18 protein-coding genes and 2 riboswitches are annotated in these 18,729 nt (G+C 38.8%); of the genes, 6 read left to right on the top strand and 12 right to left on the bottom strand.

All coding sequences use genetic code 11. The annotated features are described in order from the left end of the window. Positions 1-3: 3 nt before the first annotated feature. The 5 genes from glgP (at position 4) to M0Q51_07155 (ending at position 5,518) form a co-directional block, all read left to right on the top strand. Positions 4-2,550 carry an alpha-glucan family phosphorylase gene (gene glgP, locus M0Q51_07175; GenBank protein MCK9399765.1) on the top strand — a complete coding sequence of 849 codons (2,547 nt, stop codon included), beginning with the start codon at positions 4-6 and terminating at the stop codon, positions 2,548-2,550. A 97-nt stretch (positions 2,551-2,647) separates the two neighbouring features. Continuing rightward, a complete protein-coding gene (locus M0Q51_07170) occupies positions 2,648-2,857 on the top strand; it encodes a hypothetical protein (GenBank protein MCK9399764.1) in 210 nt (69 codons plus the stop codon). A 71-nt stretch (positions 2,858-2,928) separates the two neighbouring features. After that, positions 2,929-4,422, top strand: coding sequence for a B12-binding domain-containing radical SAM protein (locus M0Q51_07165; GenBank protein MCK9399763.1), 1,494 nt, complete (start codon positions 2,929-2,931; stop codon positions 4,420-4,422). A gap of 142 nt (positions 4,423-4,564) precedes the next feature. Further along, the gene (bfr, locus tag M0Q51_07160; GenBank protein MCK9399762.1) at positions 4,565-5,044 is read left to right on the top strand and encodes a bacterioferritin; all 480 of its coding nucleotides are present in this window, start codon (positions 4,565-4,567) and stop codon (positions 5,042-5,044) included. A 222-nt stretch (positions 5,045-5,266) separates the two neighbouring features. Then, positions 5,267-5,518, top strand: coding sequence for a cation-transporting P-type ATPase (locus M0Q51_07155; GenBank protein ID MCK9399761.1), 252 nt, complete (start codon positions 5,267-5,269; stop codon positions 5,516-5,518). A 343-nt stretch (positions 5,519-5,861) separates the two neighbouring features. Here the strand turns inward: M0Q51_07155 and cobC are convergent, their stop codons facing one another. From cobC to M0Q51_07095, 12 genes are all read right to left on the bottom strand, one after another. Continuing rightward, positions 5,862-6,413: an alpha-ribazole phosphatase gene (cobC, locus tag M0Q51_07150; protein ID MCK9399760.1), complete on the bottom strand. Its 552-nt coding sequence runs from the start codon at positions 6,411-6,413 to the stop codon at positions 5,862-5,864. Next, positions 6,398-7,186 carry an adenosylcobinamide-GDP ribazoletransferase gene (locus M0Q51_07145; protein MCK9399759.1) on the bottom strand — a complete coding sequence of 263 codons (789 nt, stop codon included), beginning with the start codon at positions 7,184-7,186 and terminating at the stop codon, positions 6,398-6,400. Before M0Q51_07145 ends, cobC begins: the two co-directional genes overlap by 16 nt. Further along, positions 7,179-8,234 (bottom strand): nicotinate-nucleotide--dimethylbenzimidazole phosphoribosyltransferase, encoded by a 1,056-nt coding sequence (gene cobT, locus M0Q51_07140; protein ID MCK9399758.1) that lies wholly within the window; start codon positions 8,232-8,234, stop codon positions 7,179-7,181. Before cobT ends, M0Q51_07145 begins: the two co-directional genes overlap by 8 nt. 65 nt (positions 8,235-8,299) lie before the next feature. Beyond that, on the bottom strand, positions 8,300-8,941 hold the full coding sequence (locus tag M0Q51_07135) for a diphthine--ammonia ligase (protein ID MCK9399757.1): 642 nt from the start codon (positions 8,939-8,941) through the stop codon (positions 8,300-8,302). Further along, positions 8,884-9,597, bottom strand: coding sequence for a diphthine--ammonia ligase (locus M0Q51_07130; protein MCK9399756.1), 714 nt, complete (start codon positions 9,595-9,597; stop codon positions 8,884-8,886). The genes M0Q51_07135 and M0Q51_07130 overlap by 58 nt, the downstream gene beginning before the upstream one ends. Next, positions 9,594-10,112 (bottom strand): bifunctional adenosylcobinamide kinase/adenosylcobinamide-phosphate guanylyltransferase, encoded by a 519-nt coding sequence (gene cobU / locus M0Q51_07125; GenBank protein ID MCK9399755.1) that lies wholly within the window; start codon positions 10,110-10,112, stop codon positions 9,594-9,596. The genes M0Q51_07130 and cobU overlap by 4 nt, the downstream gene beginning before the upstream one ends. Beyond that, positions 10,112-10,705, bottom strand: coding sequence for a hypothetical protein (locus M0Q51_07120; protein MCK9399754.1), 594 nt, complete (start codon positions 10,703-10,705; stop codon positions 10,112-10,114). Before M0Q51_07120 ends, cobU begins: the two co-directional genes overlap by 1 nt. 62 nt (positions 10,706-10,767) lie before the next feature. Further along, positions 10,768-12,951: a TonB-dependent receptor gene (locus tag M0Q51_07115; protein MCK9399753.1), complete on the bottom strand. Its 2,184-nt coding sequence runs from the start codon at positions 12,949-12,951 to the stop codon at positions 10,768-10,770. A gap of 171 nt (positions 12,952-13,122) precedes the next feature. Then, a riboswitch (cobalamin riboswitch) is annotated at positions 13,123-13,328 on the bottom strand. A gap of 201 nt (positions 13,329-13,529) precedes the next feature. Then, entirely contained in the window at positions 13,530-14,279 is a 750-nt protein-coding gene (locus M0Q51_07110) for a hydroxymethylpyrimidine/phosphomethylpyrimidine kinase (protein ID MCK9399752.1), read from the bottom strand. After that, entirely contained in the window at positions 14,279-15,589 is a 1,311-nt protein-coding gene (gene thiC / locus M0Q51_07105) for a phosphomethylpyrimidine synthase ThiC (protein ID MCK9399751.1), read from the bottom strand. Before thiC ends, M0Q51_07110 begins: the two co-directional genes overlap by 1 nt. Beyond that, entirely contained in the window at positions 15,567-16,169 is a 603-nt protein-coding gene (gene thiE, locus M0Q51_07100) for a thiamine phosphate synthase (GenBank protein MCK9399750.1), read from the bottom strand. The genes thiC and thiE overlap by 23 nt, the downstream gene beginning before the upstream one ends. 3 nt (positions 16,170-16,172) lie before the next feature. Next, positions 16,173-16,946 carry a sulfide-dependent adenosine diphosphate thiazole synthase gene (locus M0Q51_07095; protein ID MCK9399749.1) on the bottom strand — a complete coding sequence of 258 codons (774 nt, stop codon included), beginning with the start codon at positions 16,944-16,946 and terminating at the stop codon, positions 16,173-16,175. Between the two features lie 57 nt (positions 16,947-17,003). After that, a riboswitch (TPP riboswitch) is annotated at positions 17,004-17,098 on the bottom strand. Between the two features lie 353 nt (positions 17,099-17,451). Here M0Q51_07095 and M0Q51_07090 point away from each other — a divergent pair. Next, positions 17,452-18,582: an HAD-IC family P-type ATPase gene (locus tag M0Q51_07090; GenBank protein MCK9399748.1), complete on the top strand. Its 1,131-nt coding sequence runs from the start codon at positions 17,452-17,454 to the stop codon at positions 18,580-18,582. Positions 18,583-18,729: the final 147 nt, after the last annotated feature.

The raw sequence follows: 18,729 nt of genomic DNA, 5'->3' as shown, positions 1-18,729 counted from the left end.
ATCGTGAAAGAAAAAACAGACATAAGAAAACCTGTTTACAGTTTCCTGCCAGCGGAACTTGAGGGTGTCGATTCTCTTGCAGAGCTTGCGCTTGACGTGAGATGGTCATGGGATCATTCAGCCGATGAAATATGGCGGATGCTTGATCCTGCACTTTGGGATCTTACACAGAACCCATGGGTAGTCTTACAAACAGTTTCCCGCGATCAGTTCCAATCTGTGATGAATGATCCGATTTTCCGGAAGAAGATTGATTTCCTTGTGAAGTCCAGGAAGAATGCAAACACAGTGCCTGCATGGTTTCAACAAAATTATCCGCAGTCTCCCCTTATATGTATAGCATATTTTAGCATGGAATTCATGCTGAGTGAAGCTCTTCCCATTTATTCAGGTGGACTGGGTAATGTTGCCGGAGATCAACTTAAAACCGCAAGTGATTTGGGTGTACCCGTTGTCGGAATTGGGCTTCTTTATCAGCAGGGCTACTTTCGCCAGGAGATCGACAAGAATGGGATGCAACAGGCGCTTTTTCCATATAACGACCCCGGACAATTACCGATCACTCCTTTGCGCCAACCTAATGGAGAATGGTTGCGTTTAAAGATTGCCCTGCCTGGTTACTCTGTATGGCTGCGTACCTGGCAAGTTCAGGTCGGCAGAATAAAACTTTATCTGCTGGATAGTAATGATGCGGCAAATTTCCCTGCTCATCGTGGAATAACAAGTGAATTATACGGTGGTGGACCCGAGCTTCGGCTTAAACAGGAATTGGTGCTTGGCATTGGCGGATGGCGGTTACTTAATGCTCTTGATATTCAGCCTCAGGTATGCCATCTCAATGAGGGTCATGCGGCTTTTGTTATATTGGAACGGGCCAGGAATTTCATGCAGGAGACAGGTCAGCCTTTTGATGTTGCCCTGGCTGTTACAAGAGCAGGTAATCTTTTCACCACTCACACAGCAGTAGCGGCAGGTTTCGATTGTTTCTCACCGGCGCTTATCGAGCAATACCTCGGTGAGTACGCTGAGCAGAAACTTGGTATTACACATCACCAATTGTTAGCCTTAGGCCGTAATGATCCCGGAAACGAATCCGAGAAGTTCAATATGGCTTATCTGGCGATCCGTGGAAGCGGGGCAGTAAACGGTGTAAGTCGTCTCCATGGAGAAGTCAGCCGTAACATCTTTGAACCACTATTTCCAAAATGGCCGGCAAACGAGGTGCCTGTTGGATATATAACCAACGGGGTGCACATGCCGACATGGGATTCCAAAGAAGCAGACGAGATCTGGACTAAAGCTTGCGGCAAAGGCCGATGGCTGGGGATGACGAAAACTCTGGAGCAGGACATTCGCCATGTCTCTGACGCCAACCTTTGGCATTTTCGCATTGCCGCCAGCAAATCTCTGGTTGAATATGCACGCGAGCGATTGTCCCGGCAATTGGATGCCTCCGGCGCAACGTCCCAGGCGATTGAAGAGGCAAAACATATATTTGATCCCAACGCATTGACACTGGGCTTCGCGCGCCGTTTCGCGACCTATAAGAGACCGAACCTGTTGCTGCATGATCCGGGGCGCTTGCTACGCCTTTTGACTAATCCTGAGCACCCGGTGCAACTCATCATCGCCGGTAAGGCCCATCCGGGGGACCTGGCGGGACAGGCCTTGATCCATGAATGGATAAATTTCATCCGCCAGCCAGAGACCCGACCCCACATTATCTTCCTGAGCGACTACGACATGTTATTAACGGAACACCTGGTGCAGGGGGTGGACGTTTGGATCAACACGCCCCGGCGACCCTGGGAGGCTAGTGGAACGAGCGGCATGAAGGTGCTCGTCAATGGAGGTATCAATCTCTCGGAATTGGACGGTTGGTGGGCAGAAGCATACACGCCAGAAGTGGGATGGGCTATAGGTGATGGCCAGGAACATGGCGACGACCCTGCCTGGGATGCTGCCGAAGCCGAAGCGCTTTATGACATGCTCGAACGGGAGGTGATCCCGGAGTTTTATACACGGGACGATAGTGGCATTCCCACCGCATGGGTCAAGCGGATGCATGAAAGCATGGCGCGATTGACACCGCGCTTCTCCGCCGACCGCACGGTGCGTGAATACACCGGGCAACACTACCTCCCGTTAGCGTTAGCCTACAGCGAACGTGCTGCTGATAAAGGCGCAGTGGGTGGGCAGATAGTCGATTGGCAGCATAATCTGGAACAGAATTGGGCCGCGCTGCACTTCGGCGAAGTGAAGGTTGAAACTCGCGGCGGGCAGCACGTATTTGAGGTTCAGATCTTTTTTAATGAACTCGACCCTAAGGCGGTGCGGGTAGAACTTTACGCCGATGGAATGGATGGTGGAGTTCCTGTCCGGCAGGAATTGAAGCATATAGAACAGCAGACAGAGACAATTGGACTGCATGTCTATCGGAAAACGATTCCTGCAACACGTCCTGCAACAGATTATACTCCTCGGGTAATACCAAACTTTCCAGGTGTTTCAGTTCCACTTGAAACCAATCTGATTCTTTGGCAACGATGATCTTTGAATGATGTAACTTTTATCAATAATTGTGTAATACTTTTACTACAACCTTATATTATTTTTTCAACGATATTTTACATGTAAAATAAAGCAGATGAAAACAGCAGGTATCTTCATTATCCTTCTTGGTTTAGGATTAACCATTTTCACAGCTTTCACTTTTTTCACCAAAGAGAAAGTAGTTGATATCGGAAAAATTGAAATCACCAGAAACAAACCGCATTACCTCAATTGGTCGCCACTGATTGGCATTGCCGTAATGGGGATTGGCGGAGTCGTTTTATGGCGGTCCTATAAAAAATAGCAAACTGTCTATTGCTATATATGTATTCTTAACAATAACCAATTCTGGTAATTGGGATAAAAAAAATAACCATGAATGTATTATTAATATATCCGCATTACCCTGATTCCTTCTGGAGTTTCAAGCATGCATTGCGCTTTATTTCAAAGAAAGCTGCAGTACCGCCTCTTGGTTTAATAACCGTATCGGCAATGCTGCCTTCAACATGGCAGAAAAAGCTGGTGGATATGAATGTTACCCCGCTGAAAACAAAGGATATTCAATGGGCCGATTATGTATTTATCAGCGCCATGTATATCCAGAAAGAATCGGTTGACTCTGTTATTGTCGAATGTGTGAAGCAGGGTGTGAAAATAGTTGCAGGTGGTCCCTTGTTTACCCAGGAATACCAAAACTATCCCCAAATTGATCACCTTATTCTGAATGAGGCTGAAATAACATTACCCCTTTTTCTGAATGATCTGCAAGATGGTCATCCGGAAAGAATTTACAAAACCACCGGATTTCCTGATATTACGTCAACTCCTGTACCCGATTTCCGATTATTATCAAGGAAAAATTATGCCTTTATGAATATCCAGGTTTCACGGGGATGTCCGTTTTCCTGTGAATTCTGTGAAATAACTTCTCTGTTCGGCCATAAGGTCAGGATGAAATCGACAAAACAAATTCTGAACGAACTCGAAACATTATATGAACTGCGTTGGCGTGGAAATGTATTTATTGTAGACGATAATTTTATTGGAAATATAATTGCCATTAAGCACGATTTACTTCCCGCCATGAAAGAGTGGATGCAGGAACGCAAACATCCTTTTACATTCACAACCGAGGCTTCCATTAATCTGGCCGATGATGATGAACTTTTAAAACTGATGGCTGAAACAGGATTTAAAGCCGTATTTATTGGGATTGAAACCCCTGAAGAAAATTCGCTTCAGGAGTGCAACAAGGTTCAGAACAAAAACCGGGACCTGCTGCACAGCATAAGGAAGATACAACGTGCCGGTTTGCTTGTTTCAGGCGGGTTTATTGTAGGTTTCGACAGCGATTCGCCATCCGTTTTTCAAAAGCAGATCGATTTTATACAGCAAAGTGGAATTGTTTCGGCCATGGTAGGATTGTTAAATGCTCCTAAGAACACACAACTTTATCATCGCATGGAGGCTGAAGACAGGTTAATAAGCGAATCGTCAGGCAATAATACTGATTTATCCATGAATTTTATTCCCCGGATGAATTATCACGAACTGATTGCAGGATATAAAAGAATAATTCGCGATATCTATACCACAAAACCCTATTATAAAAGGATACGGAGATTATTACTCAATTATAAACCCCACAATACAAAACCGGTAAGGATCAATTTTACCACACTTAAAGCTTGCCTAAAATCAATTTTTATTATCGGGGTAATTAATAAGGGCCGGAGTGATTATTGGAAATTGATGATATGGACTCTTTTTATGCGACCGGCATTAATAGGTGATGCTATAGAATATACAATCTATGGCTATCATTACAGAACAGTATACGGATTAGGAAATAAGAATAAAGCCTGAAATAATGAGAAGATGCTTCACACTTGAAAATGTGTGAATGATGTAACTCTTTTTAAAAGTTATGTAACACTTATCCTCTTCCAGGTACTTAACTTAGCTCACTTTAAATTCATTAATAAATTTAAATTAAAAAAGAACAATTATGAAAGGGAATAAAAAATTACTTGCAGTCTTGAATTCACTTCTGGCAGATGAACTCACGGCAATAAACCAGTACATGGTCCATTCTGAAATGTGCGAAAACTGGGGCTACAGTAAACTTCATATAGCTATCAGAAGCCAGGCAATGGATGAAATGCACCATGCCGAGTGGCTTATCGAGCGAATCATTTTTTTCGATGGTGCGCCAACGGTATCCAAACTTAATACTATAAAGATTGGCAAAACTGTTGCAGAAATGATCAGTAACGACATTGACGATGAATTTGATGCTGTACGCACTTATAATGACGCAATCAAACTCGCCCGTGAGGTCGATGATCAAGGTACTGTAGACCTGCTGACCAAAATACTTATAATGGAAGAAGGCCACGTCGATTGGGCAGAAATACAACGTGCACAGATTGAGCAGATGGGCATGGAGAATTATCTGGTCAATCAGACTGAAAGTCCGGCAAGCTGATTCATCTTAAAAGTTCAAAAAGTAATTTTCGGATGCGGATAAAACCAGATTTGGCTATGGTTAAGCATAGTTATGCACTGATGACAAATGCAACCCGTTTATTTATGAAATTCTGTTGCTGTTTTTAGTGTTCTTTTTATCACTTCTCTGATCAATCACCCCGTGTCTGCCTAAAATGCCCAAAAAGTCGCTTGCGGTTTGTTAAATATTTAACTTCGAACAATGTGGTTTTCAAAATCAATAGAAGAAGTCCTTAAAGAAATTCATGTTGATCCATCGCACGGCCTTTCTGAAGAAGAAGCAAAAGTCAGATTGGAAAAATATGGTGCAAATAAGCTGCAAGGGAAAAAAAAGAAGAACATTTTCCAAATGTTTATTGCACAACTTAAGGATTGGCTTATCTATATCGGTTGGGTATATGAAACGTTTGGCATTCAAGGCGTTGCACTATCAAACCGCGACAATGTTTATTAAATGTACCGACCTCAAATATAGCACTTCCCGCCAAATGTTTTATATACCGTGTTAGCAACTGGGCGTTCTTTTAAATCCCCCGTCAAATCTATCTTTCAGCACTATTTTAATCATCGTTTCAATCCGCACCAACCTACCCACAGAGCACAAATTTATTTTGTTTTTGTGTGAACAGCAAATGTGCTTACCCTTATGCGAGGGGATTCATACTGAGATTAGTTCTTCATATGTTGTAACATTTTTAGCATGTTCTGTTTCTGATGATGATGTCATAATCTTAAGTTTTAAATGTTAATGAATTAGTTTATTAATTGGTTATAGCATTATGAAAAATGTTTTTGTTTTATTTATCGATATTGATTTTAGAGATACTGCCGTAATTGATATGTAAGCTAAAAGCATCTTTCAAGGGAATATTTTGTTTTCGACACAAAAAACAGCGGATTACTCCGGCATGTGTGATAATAATTGCCGGTCTTTCCCCATGTTCTTTTAATAATATAGCTTTAATAAAATCATTTACTCGCAGATAAAGTTGAGTAAATGATTCCCCTCCAGGAACGGAGTGATTTACATAATCATTCATCCATTTATTGAGTGGCTTAGGTTCAATTTTATCCCACTTTGACAGCTCCCATTGCCCGAAGTTTAGTTCTTTTAACCGGTCGTCATATATTATTGCTTGTTGGCTTTTATTATGAAAATGAAAATAATTTGCAAGGGTCGTACACCGACTTAAAGGGCTGGAGTAAATTATGGGATGTTCAACTTTTATTTGCTCAACAATTCCATCGAATTCTTCAAGAAATGGTTCTTTCAAAGGCACATTTGATTGACCGTAGCAAACGCCTTTGTCCGCAATGGTTTCGGTATGTCGAATTAAATAAACTTCCATATTGCGATAACAGTTAAATAAAATACGACTTCACAAACTTGTTGTGTTGCTCCTAAACAATCTCCTGTATATCCGCCAATCCATTTTTTAAAATAGCTTGATAATAGAAATCTTGCAGAGATCACGGGAATTAAAGTATAAATGATTTGATGTTGATAGAATGCTAAGCAAATGAGTGGTAACAATCCGAAAAAAAATGAGCTGATAACTTCTTTCCATGAATAATTTCGAACCACGGGTTTTGCTTTGCTTTCTTCATCTTCACGGACGTATTGATGAGTAAACACAATTGAAATGGCTGCTAAACGACTTAATGAATGGGCCGAAACGAAAATTAAAAGTAGTGTGATTGAATTATTGAGGTTTGGAACGGTTATGTATTTAAGTGTGTAAAATTTTAAAAGAAACAATAAAGCCAGTCCGATTACTCCGTATGCCCCGATACGACTGTCTTTCATTATTTCAAGGATTCTTTGTTTTTTCCATCCGCCACCAAAGCCGTCGCATACATCAGCAAAACCGTCTTCGTGAAATGCCCCTGTTAAAAGTATTCCGCTTATCATACTTATTAAAACTGCAATTTCAATAGGGAAAATTAAGAGAGAAAGATATAATGAAATAAAAAATGCGGTTCCGGTAATCGAACCAATGAGAGGGAAATATCGTGATGCTTTGTTTAAATAAACGGGCGAATGCTCTACCCACTTTGGGCAGGGAGTGCGCGTGTAAAACATCACGGCAGTGAAAAATATTTTAAATTCATTTTTAAGCATTTACCGAAACGGCTTCTTTGTTACTTACCCCTGCACTTTCAAAACTTGCCATTTCATTTAAAAATGCCACTGCCGATTGAATAACTGGATATGCTACTGCACAACCAGTTCCTTCGCCCAAACGCATGTTTAAGCTAATCAATGGTTTGGCATTCATATATTTCAGCATCATTTTATGCCCTTTTTCTTCGCTTTGATGACAAAAAATAGCATAATCAGAAATATTAGCGTCAATGTGAGTGGCCGCAAGAAAAGCAGTACTCGCAATAAATCCATCTACCATTATTATCATTTTCAATTCAGCAGCTTTTAATATTGCTCCTGTCATTTGGGCCATTTCAAAACCACCGAATGTAGCCAGCTTTTTTAAGGGGGTATCAAGGTTTCCATTATTTGTTATCGCTTTGCGAATAATATCCGTTTTATGCCTGATACTATCAACGTTTATTCCTGTTCCTTTCCCTACACATTCTTGTAAATCAATTCCTGTAAAAATGTGCATTAATGCCGAAGCTGAAGTGGTATTGCCAATTCCCATTTCGCCAAAACCAATAATGTTACATCCTGTATGGTGAATTTCGTCTGCTATCCTGGCGCCATTTTCAAGGCACTCGTGAACATGTTCAATACTCATAGCCGGCCCCTTAGTGAAGTTGTTAGTTCCTTCCTTAACTTTCAAAGTAATTAAATCAGGATGTGATTCAAACTTGTGCTTTACACCTGCATCCACCACTTTAATTTTTATTCCGTTTTGCTTGCAGAAAACATTGATGGCAGCTCCACCGCGCAGAAAATTATAAACCATCTGAAATGTAACTTCCTGCGGATATGCACTAACATTTTCTTCCACCACACCATGATCCCCTGCAAAAACAATAATATAGGGATTTTTTAACTCAGGTGATAATGTTCCCTGAATCATTCCAATTTGCAAAGCAATTTCTTCAAGGCGGCCTAATGCGCCTGTCGGTTTGGTTTTTAAGTTAATTTTTTCCAGCAATTGCGCCTGAATGAAACGGTTTACAGGTTCAATTTTTAATTGGGCCATAGTAACTAAATTTTCCAGTTAATAAAACAGTAATCATTATATGTTTGGATTTCATAAGCAGGCAATTATATTCTTCTGTTAAAAAGCGGGCAGTTCAATACTAATGTATGAAACTCCCCATTTTCGCCACATGGGTCAATTCCTTTTAACTCCAGTTCGTCTGTCAATTTCTTTGTAAGCGTTTTGCCTAAATATTTTTCTCCCATTGTTGTGTTACAGGAAACAATCATGCATTCTATTTTGGAATCGAGCATTTCTAACACGAGTTCTTTTCTGTTTCTTTTCCAAAGTGGCAATAAGGCTTTGATGTTTGATGCTTCGCTAACTTTTTCTTCCCAATCACGATGCGGCTGCAAATCAATATCTCCGAATACAGCGTAATCAAGTTTATAAGATTCTTTAAGCTTTCCAAGTATTTCAATAAAATTCCTTTCATAATCATTCCACGATGTCGGGATAGTAACCAACGGCAATCTCAATTGCCCTGCTTGTTGTTTCAATATTTCTAAAGGCAAACCATGAGAACGTGATACTTTCCCGTTTTCATTCAGCATATTCAATAACACTTTGGGCTGATATCCAAGTTGCATTGCCTGCATCATTGCATAACAACTGTCTTTACCACCATTCCATGAACAGAGCATATTTTTTATACCGGAATTAAATCGCAAAACCAAAATCCTTTCGTGTTTGATGATGAAGCGCAAATATGGTCTGTTTTCACCTCTATGGGTTTGTATACTTTTTCTCCTGTGCTGAACAGGATTTTCTTTTTGAACAATGGGCCTTCATAACAAAACGTGTGAAACTCACCATTCTCTCCACAGGGGTCAACAGCAACAGGTAATTGATTAACAAAAGCTGTATTAATTTCTCTGCCTACCCATTCTTCATTAAGGTACTCATCGTTAATACAACAGGTAACCGTCTTGAATCCTTTTGCAAGAAAATCATTTATAAGCCATTTTGTATCCAATTTCCATAATGGGAAAATCCCCTGCATTTGAACTTTTTCCATATTTTTTTCACGGTACACTCTTAAATCTTCAAGAAAAATATCTCCATATATTACATGCCTGATACCTTCTGCTCTGGCTTTGAGCAAAATTATTTCCATTTGCTTCTCGTATTCGTTGTTTGTTCCTTCCGATACTGTAACTTTCAGCAATTCTATTCCAATTGCCTTGGCTTGTTTTTCAAGCAGTTCTTCTCTTACACCGTGCATTGAAATACGTTTGTATTTATCGTTAATGGTAGTAAGAAGGTAGCACACCTCGTACGAACGCTCTGATAATACTTTATGCAGACAATAAGCAGAATCTTTACCACCGCTCCAGCAAAATATGGCTTTAGGTTTATTCATATAGCGTTTTTTATTATTACTGGAATACCCGATACCATTAGGATTACTTTATCGACATTTTTTGCGATGTATTGATTCATCCAACCCTGTAATTCAACAAACTTTCGTCCTATTTCAGTTCCGGCATGAACACCCATACCTATTTCATTGGTAACGAATATAAAAGTCCCGTTAATGGATTTTATTTTATCAAACTCTGCTTTTGTCTGTGTCAATGATGTTTCAATATCATATTTTGTATCGGCAAAAAAATTGGTAAGCCACAGGGTAACGCAATCTATAACAACAACTTTGTTTTTCAAATCAAGTTTGCTGATAAATTTTTCTTCCTCAATATTATTCCATTGTTCGCCACGTTCCGATTGATGTTTCTGAATACGTTTTTCAAAATTGCCATCCCATTTTCTTGCAGTTGCAACATAAACCGGATGTTCACTTAGCTCAAGAGCAAGTTTTTCAGCATAAGTGCTTTTGCCTGAACGTTCGCCACCTGTTATCAGATATATCATTATTATTATATTTGTTTTACGGATAATACGGGAAAGCGTCTTTGTGCGAATTCGAATAGGCCGAACATGATAGTGCTGTAAAAAGCTGTTCCTAAGAAAAAGTTTTTCAAAAAGGGTAATGCCAGATAATAACATTTCAATAAGCCGTATATGTCACGTGTATAGGGCAATCCTGTGGTGATATCCAGACCTCCGCCAAGCCATACCCCAAAATCAGAAATAACCCAATGTGTTAAAGAAGCTGTAATACCAGCAATAAGTAAATTTTTGATGTTTATTTTTTTCAGAAGCCATTTTCCAAAGAATACCATCAAAGCAAAAGCACCGTAAACGAAATACCATCCATTGTACATTATTCCGAATTTACCATCATAAAAAATGGATAAAATGATGATATCGCTAATGAATAAAGTTAATAATGGAAATAGGAATGACTTCCATTTTTGGGTAAAATAAGCTCCGCCGAACAATGCCATTGCTCCAATTGGTGTAAAATTGATGAGCGGACTGTTTCCTGCTACACTGAAAAATCTTGTGCTTGCTGCTCCAACTATGAGTAACAGCAACACTGCAAACCTTGGGTTGATTTTTGTTTTCATAATACTAATTTTAATGGTTTATTATTTTATTGTTTATTAAACGAAAGAGACTTTTCTTATTTTCAAAAAGAATACCTTATGCCACCATAAACTCCTCTGCCACGCGTGGCATATCCTCTAATTTCATAATATTTTGTATTTAAAATGTTTTCCACACGAATCATTGCAGAGAGACCTTTTTTGATTTCATATTTTGTGGAAAAGTCGAGTAAGGTGTAATCTTCCACACCAACTGTTCCCAATGCTCCATACGGACCAAGTGAAGCGTTATAACAGATATCATTTCTTGCTCCTACATATTTTACATCAACCCGTAAAGCAAGTTTTTTGACTGGTATATATGTCAGATTGATGTTTGCCGTATTTGGCCTGCGAACCAACCCGATGCTTTCTGTTTCTTTGGAAATGAATGCTCCATTTGAGAATAATTGAATATGATTTCCTTGTGTGTGCGCTATATCAATATTTTCAGGATTGTATTCCAGTTTTCCGTTAACCAAACTGAAATTGCCTGAGACTATTAGCTTATCCGATATTTTTGAACGAATAGAAAATTCAATTCCTCTATTAGTTTGCTTGCCGAGGTTGATGTAAGTATCTCCCAAATAATCAAGGTACGAAAGTGAATCTATTTCCTGATTTTTATTCCAAAGGTAAACGTAGTCCACAACATTCTCAACAACAGTATTGAAGTAGCAGGCACTCCACCAAAGGTTATCGTTTACTTTTTGTTTTATACCGATTTCCCATGTGCGGGATTCTTCCGGTTTTAATGTTTTATTTCCTCGTGTAATTCCTGATGTAAAATCTTTTTCAGGCGAATACAACTGATAAAGCGATGGGGCGTTAAACCCGGTGGAGTATGAAAGATAAAGCAAGGTGTTCTCATTTATTTTGATTGAGGGATTGACTTCATAAGTTAAAGTTGAACCAAACACATTATGATTAACAAATCGGGCACCCAGACCAAGTGAGAATGGTTTGAATGATTCATTAAACAATTCACCATCTAAATCGGCATGAAGAAAACCATTAGATGTTGTTGTATTGATATTTAATGAATCAAGGTTTGATTTCGATTCATAAACGCCCCATTGATCAGAGAAATAGTACGTTTCGGCAGACATAGTTTCTTTACTTAAACCACCGCCGGCGACTATTTGTAATCCTTTTATGTTATAGTTAAATTGTAATTCATTATTGCCAAGCGTACCGGAGTATTTGCCCCTGAAATAGGATTTATCGGTAGTTCCTGAAGCATCAATTTTTGATGAATCGTCAATTGCCTTTCGAACCATATCACTCACTCCTCCATTGAACCTAATCGAATATTTATCATTGAATTTGTATGATGCGCCATAAGTAATTAAATTTCTTTTAAAATTTATCGTGTAATTTTCATCGTCTTTGAAAGCGCCATCGTCAATATCTAAATTCTGGAAAACTTTTTTATATCCTGCATACAAATCTAAATTTTTAGTTTTATACCCGATTCTCCCAATAATATCAGTCTTTTTAAAGCCATCGCTCATGTCAGGATGTTTATAAGCATTTGGATTGGTAATGGTATCTAATGTAGAATTAAACCCTTTACTAATGTTATTGAACATCTCCGCATTTACATACAGCCCGCTTTTGTGCGTGTAATTTAACAATACATTTTCCGAAATGATTGAACCAGTATTACCGAAAACGCCACCTTTTACATCAGCATCAACATGAATACCGGGGGTTTTATTATTTTTGCCGGTGATGATATTTATCACTCCGCCAATTGCAGATGAACCGTAAAGTGTGCTATGTGAACCGCGAACAATTTCTATTCGCTCTATGTCAGCCAGCGATAGTTCTGACAGGTTAATGGAGTTATCTGTTGAAGAAGGGTCGGTAATTCGAACACCGTCAATCATAATGACGGTATGGTTGCTGTTAGCTCCACGTGTGAATATACTATTTAAACTTCCCGGATTTTGTTGTGCACCAACAATATAAAATCCTTCTTCTCGGTTGAGCAGTTCCGAAACGGTGCTTGCACCGGAATTTTTGATATCGTTTGAAGTAATAACAGTAATACTCCTGCCAATGTCGTTGATATTTTTCTCGCTACGTGTTGCAGTAACTATTACTTCATCTAATGACACAACTTTTGTGGTGTCTTGTTGTTGTCCATATACTGTTGTTGCAGACAGAATCATCGCGCAGCCTGCAATTAAAACAATGGACTGGTGTTTTTTCCTTTTTTTCATTGTTTGTTACTTTTTCAATGTTAATAAATAGAATCATGAGCATCAATCTTTTGATTAATACAGCATGCTTACAAACGAAAAGAAACAAACTAATGAAAGGGAAAAATTTGAGAAGTACTTTTTGGTGTCTTCTAAATAAATTCATCTATTTGATTTTGCTCCAATTCGCGAAAGCAATCAAATGAATCAGGCAGATGTCCTGGCTTCTCTGATTTTCGGCTACCTTCCCATCCGCCAGTTGGCGGACAGTGGTTTTTATTTTGCCGAAAATACTTCTCCGATGTTATTGGAGCAGAGTTACAGTTGCGCGTCAGCCCGTGATTTTCACACGGTTCCCTTTTAGTCCCTAAAGCAGGACCTAATTCACAATTAATAAATAATAATCAAAGAACAAATTGAATCGCAAATAAAATAACTATTTTTCATTCAACAATGTTTTTATTGAAATTGTTTTGAACAAAAAATTAACCATGACTTATGTGAGCAGGTAAAATTTATCTCTTTTGGCAGCAGAAGCGTCAGCTTGAGTGTTGGGGCTGCCATATGTAAATATAATTTACAACCAAAATCGAGATAAATCAGGACATTTTAATTTGCAATGAATCATAATGCTTAATGAGGTATTCTGTAGCTAAAGAATACGCATTGGATATAGATGTTTTTCGACCTAAATAACATGCAAGTGCAGTAGAAAGAGTACATCCTGTTCCATGCTGGTAATTATAATTTTTCCTTTCTCTTTTAAATTTATTAACATGAGTATTTGTTATTAATGCTTCTGTTATCATGGGATCATTAAAATGCCCTCCTTTAATTAAAATAGATGTTTCCCATTCCAAACATTTATCCTTTGCAATTTCAATCGCCTCGTCAATATTATTGATATTTCGGTTAGTAAGAATTTCAAACTCCAGTTTATTAGGAGTAACTATTTCCGTTAATGGGAATAATATCTCTTTCAGGGTATTTAAAGCAGAAGTATCCAAAAATGTTTTCCCGCTTGTTGAAAACAACACAGTATCTAGCACAACATGTATTGCGGAATAACTTTTCAAACAACCGGCAATCACTTTTAAATTTTCAATGTTGCAAATAGCCCCGATTTTTATTGCCTGAACAGGAAATGAAATTAAGCATTGTTCAATTTGGGATTGCAACAGATAAGGTTTTACAGCTTCTATTTCAAAAACTTTTTTAAAGTTCTGCACAGTAATGCCACTAACGGCAGAAAGAGCCCAGTAGTCTAAATCGTGAGCTACTTTAATATCTTGCTGAATGCCAGCACCACCGCTATTATCAGAAGCAGCTATAGTTAAAAAATAGTTCATTACATATTTTTATCGTTTTTCACGGCACACAAATTTCCACACATTGTACAATGATTTTCATTACTGCTTTCGGATTCGTTTTTTCTTTTACGCGCTATTTCAGGGTCAATGGCATTATTAAAAATTGTTTCCCAGTCCAAGTCGCGGCGCGCTTTTGAAATGATATAATCTCTCTCGCGTGCACCGTTTGTGTTTTTTACAATATCGGCGCTTTGTGCAGCTATCCTGCTTGCAATTACACCATCCTTTACATCATTTACTGTTGGCAAACACAGATGCTCTGCGGGTGTTACATAGCATAAAAAATCTGCACCATGAATTGCAGCAACAGTTCCGCCAATAGCTCCAACAATATGGTCGTATCCCGGAGCCGAATCGGTAGTTAAAGGACCTAATACATAGAAAGGAGCTTCATGGCAAAGTCGTTTCATGATTTTTACATTCATTTCTATTTGGTCAAGTGGCATATGTCCTGGTCCCTCTACCATTACCTGTACTCCTTTTTCCCTTGCACGATCAACCAGTTCGCCAAGAACCAGTAGCTCCGCAATCTGCCCCCTGTCGGTCGCATCTGCCCCACAACCCGGACGAATTCCATCGCCAAGACTGATAGTAACATCGTATTTTCCACAAATATCAAGAATCCTATCATATTGCTCGTATAATGGGTTTTCTTTATTATTATTTGTTATCCATCGTTTCAATATTGCGCCACCCCTGCTAACAATACCGCAAACCCTTTCATCGTTTTTTAAATAGGAGAGCGATGATCTTGTAACGCCACAGTGCAATGTCATAAAATCTACGCCCATTCTGGCTTGCATCTCAATTTCATTAAATAAATCTTCAGGATCAAGTTGAGATATATTTTTCCCTTCCGACAGCAAACGTGTGGCAACATTATAAATCGGGACAGTACCAACCATGACAGACGATTCTTTTAAAATACGCTGCAATATTATCCTGAGATTTCCACCGGTAGAGAGATCCATTATTGCATCGGCTCCATGTTTTATGGCAATTTTCATTTTTTCTAATTCTTCAACCAGATCACAATGTTTTTCCGATGTGCCTATATTAGCATTAATTTTTGTGCGTAATCCCTTACCAATACCGCGAACAGGAAAATCATGATTTATGTTTTTCGGAATTACAATTCTTCCTATTGCTATTTCATTGCGAACCCAATCGGGATTAACATTTTCTTGTTTTGCTACATCAATAATTTCTTGTGTAACAATTCCCTCACGGGCTTTTTGTATTTGAGTATTCATTTTTTTCTGTCTTTTAAAATAATTTTTTAATTTCATTGACTCTTTTGTTGAACTCGCCGGTTTGCATAAAATACCTTACCATGACAATATTTTTTGCCCCTGCATCAATAACATGTTTTATATTTTCAGGGAAAATACCGCCGATAGCGACTACAGGTATATTGGCAAAACCAAGTACTTGTTTTAATTGTTCGGTGCCTACGGGCTTGTCGGGTATTGCTTTTGCATTTGTAGGATATACAGGACCGAATCCAATATAAGATGGATTATTTTTCAAAGCTTCTTTAGCTTGTTCGATAGAATGTGTAGATAATCCAATCTTCATATCTCCCACAATTTTCCTTGCATCATTTATTGAAATATCATCCTGCCCAAGATGCAAAAAATCAGCTTCGCATATTGCTGCAATATCAGGTCTGTCGTTAATTACCAGTTTCGTTCCAGTGCCTTTAGTAATATTGCGGATTTCTTTTCCAATCTTTATCAATTCCCTATCGGGAAGATTTTTTTCGCGTAACTGCAACATTTTTATACCATGAGCAACACATTTTTCTGCAATGGTTGTGTACGGTAAAAAAGGCTTGGTTAAAATAATATATAAGCCAAAATCTTCCATATACTATTTTTTTTGTAATTGCGAAGAAATTAATTCAGCAACTTTTTTACCGGAAAGTAACATCCCTCCGAAAATAGGTCCCATTCTAAATCCACCGCTCACGCCATTTGCAGCCATTCCTGACACAAATAATCCCGGATAAATTTCTTTAGTATTTTCAATAGTAGTACGCTCTGCTTCTTCAACAGATAGGGAGCGTTCGCCCATTACTTTTCCTGTTTCGGTATTTAATTTAATGTTGTTTTTTCTTTCAAGCGTTCGGGCAATATCGCAATCGTGACCGGTACCATCAATTACAGCCTTTGCCATTATAACAAGCGGGTCAACATGCATGTGTTCGCGATGAACAGGCGCCCAGTTGACAACAATACCGCTTACCCTGTTATTTTGAAAAACAACATCTTCAATTGAAGTGCAATTGAACATCCGCACACCGGCTTTAGTTGCGTGGTAAATCAAAGCAGATGTTGCATGCACAGAATCCAAGGTGTAATAATCCGTATCGTAATGGTTATAGTCAATTTTAAATTCATCGAGTATATGCAAAGCCTCTTTTTGCACAACAATTTCGTTGAACATCATTGCCCCTCCCCACATTCCGCCACCGGGCGCGAGCTTGCGTTCAAACAAAGCGACTTTTAAACCTTTTCCCGCAAGATAATACGAAGCGACTAGTCCTGAAGGACCGCCCCCTGCAATTGCGACATCTACCGATAAATTTTCTTTAAGTTTTCTAAAATAGGAATCGATAACTCCTGCTGATACGATTTGTTCCATTTTTTTGTTTATTAAGTATTAAACTTGAATAAACATTGGGAATTAAAACTTTCAGCAATTGATTTTTCTTTACTTCCCTACGCAGGTATTATCCTGATCAGGTATAAAGGGTATGATCTCAGCCTGAAAGTAAGGCACCCCTAGTTTATTATGATGCAAAAATAGATATTATTTTAATTCCTTCGACATTATAAATTAATTAAACTAAAATATTATTTGCAAAATGTGCCAATTAGGAGCGTTGGCAAAATTGCAGCTCTTTTGCAAGCCTTTGGTTTGAGCGTTGGCTTGTGGGGGCTTGCAAATGTGCTGCAATGTGGGATAGCAAAACGCCTTTGGCGAAAAAGTGCGGTGGGGTAAAAATTTAAACTTTTGGGTTGGCTTGAGTGTCGGCTTATTTTATTTTCTGTCTTTATTTGTCTAGTTGCAGTGAAATGTCTGTCGTGTCGTTGTCTTTTTTCCGCTTGTTGCTAACTTATTTGTAGCAGTAATTATCACCCTGTTTATGGGCGAGTATACCGATGCAATAATCATCATACTCGTAATAATTACGAATGCTGTGCTTGGCGTTGTTCAGGAGGTGAAAGCAGGCAAAGCGATAGACGCACTAAAGAAAATGTCATTTCCTAAGGCGCTTGTCCGCAGAAATGGAGAAGTCCGGGAGATTGGTTCCTGGAGAGTTGTGCCCGGCGATATTCTTATCCTTGATGCCGGACGGTTCATTGCTGCGGATATTCGTTTGATCGAGTCGGCAAATCTTCAGATCGAGGAATCGGCACTGACCGGTGAATCTGTTTCTTCCGAAAAAGATGCATTACTTATTCACTACGATCCCAAAACGCCTCTGGGAGACCGTTCGAATACTGCTTTTATGTCAACACATGTTACTCATGGAAGAGGTGTTGGAGTTGTGGTTGAAACCGGGATGAATACCGAAGTCGGCAAAATTGCCCATATCATTAACACGGAAGAAAAATCTAAAACCCCTTTGGAAATCCGGTTAGATAAATTAGGAAAAACACTTGGATTGTTTGCCCTCGGAATCTGTGTCATTATTTTCATCATTGCTTTGCTCCAGGGAAGAGATCTGGCAGAAATGTTCCTTTTATCGGTTTCTTTGGCTGTAGCAGCTATACCTGAAGGTCTTGCAGCTATTGTCGCAGTGGTCCTTGCTATCGGGGTGACAAGTATGTCGAAGAAAAACGCTATAATAAAAAAAATGCCTGCCGTTGAAACACTCGGATCTGTCAATATTATCTGTTCCGACAAAACGGGTACTTTAACACAAAACAAGATGACAGTTACAAACTGTTTCAACCTGGAAGGCGAAATAGCTATTGATCGGGATAGGGAAAACACTGCCACGGAAGATGTAAAATTACTTGCAAAAGCTATGATCCTTTGTTCCGATGCAACCTATGAGAACGGACATGGAACGGGAGACCCGACCGAAATTGCGTTGCTGCTTTTAGGAGACGATCTTGGAATTAACAGAAAAATATTAAATGCCGAAAACAACCGTGCCGGTGAATTTTCTTTTGATTCGGACCGTAAATTAATGTCAACACAAAACGAAGAAAATGGAAATTACACAGTTTTTACTAAAGGAGCTATCGGCAACCTGATAAAAATTTAATTTAATACAGACAAAAATGTAACCGGGAGCGAAGAACTCAGAGCTTCGTCAACTTCCTTAATGTCATAAGAATTAAGCAGGCTTAGTCAGCATATAACAAGGTTGGAAGTTCATCGTATGGAAGAAAAAAAACAATTCACCTTTACT

This window comes from Bacteroidales bacterium (assembly GCA_023229505.1).
In the GTDB taxonomy this organism is placed as follows: Bacteria; Bacteroidota; Bacteroidia; order Bacteroidales; family JAGOPY01; genus JAGOPY01.
The sequence above is the reverse complement of the archived record's forward strand: the minus strand, read 5'-3'. Positions and strand labels throughout refer to the sequence as shown.

Coding starts and splice junctions, on each gene's coding strand:
- M0Q51_07170 (MCK9399764.1), top strand. CDS start 2,648: ATGAAAACAGCAGGTATCTTCATTATCCTTCTTGGTTTAGGATTAACC.
- M0Q51_07130 (MCK9399756.1), bottom strand. CDS start 9,597: ATGAATAAACCTAAAGCCATATTTTGCTGGAGCGGTGGTAAAGATTCT.
- M0Q51_07145 (MCK9399759.1), bottom strand. CDS start 7,186: ATGCTTAAAAATGAATTTAAAATATTTTTCACTGCCGTGATGTTTTAC.
- M0Q51_07155 (MCK9399761.1), top strand. CDS start 5,267: ATGTGGTTTTCAAAATCAATAGAAGAAGTCCTTAAAGAAATTCATGTT.
- M0Q51_07090 (MCK9399748.1), top strand. CDS start 17,452: ATGGGCGAGTATACCGATGCAATAATCATCATACTCGTAATAATTACG.
- M0Q51_07165 (MCK9399763.1), top strand. CDS start 2,929: ATGAATGTATTATTAATATATCCGCATTACCCTGATTCCTTCTGGAGT.
- M0Q51_07095 (MCK9399749.1), bottom strand. CDS start 16,946: ATGGAACAAATCGTATCAGCAGGAGTTATCGATTCCTATTTTAGAAAA.
- thiC (MCK9399751.1), bottom strand. CDS start 15,589: ATGAAATTAAAAAATTATTTTAAAAGACAGAAAAAAATGAATACTCAA.
- cobC (MCK9399760.1), bottom strand. CDS start 6,413: ATGGAAGTTTATTTAATTCGACATACCGAAACCATTGCGGACAAAGGC.
- thiE (MCK9399750.1), bottom strand. CDS start 16,169: ATGGAAGATTTTGGCTTATATATTATTTTAACCAAGCCTTTTTTACCG.
- M0Q51_07110 (MCK9399752.1), bottom strand. CDS start 14,279: ATGAACTATTTTTTAACTATAGCTGCTTCTGATAATAGCGGTGGTGCT.
- M0Q51_07115 (MCK9399753.1), bottom strand. CDS start 12,951: ATGAAAAAAAGGAAAAAACACCAGTCCATTGTTTTAATTGCAGGCTGC.
- bfr (MCK9399762.1), top strand. CDS start 4,565: ATGAAAGGGAATAAAAAATTACTTGCAGTCTTGAATTCACTTCTGGCA.
- cobT (MCK9399758.1), bottom strand. CDS start 8,234: ATGGCCCAATTAAAAATTGAACCTGTAAACCGTTTCATTCAGGCGCAA.
- M0Q51_07120 (MCK9399754.1), bottom strand. CDS start 10,705: ATGAAAACAAAAATCAACCCAAGGTTTGCAGTGTTGCTGTTACTCATA.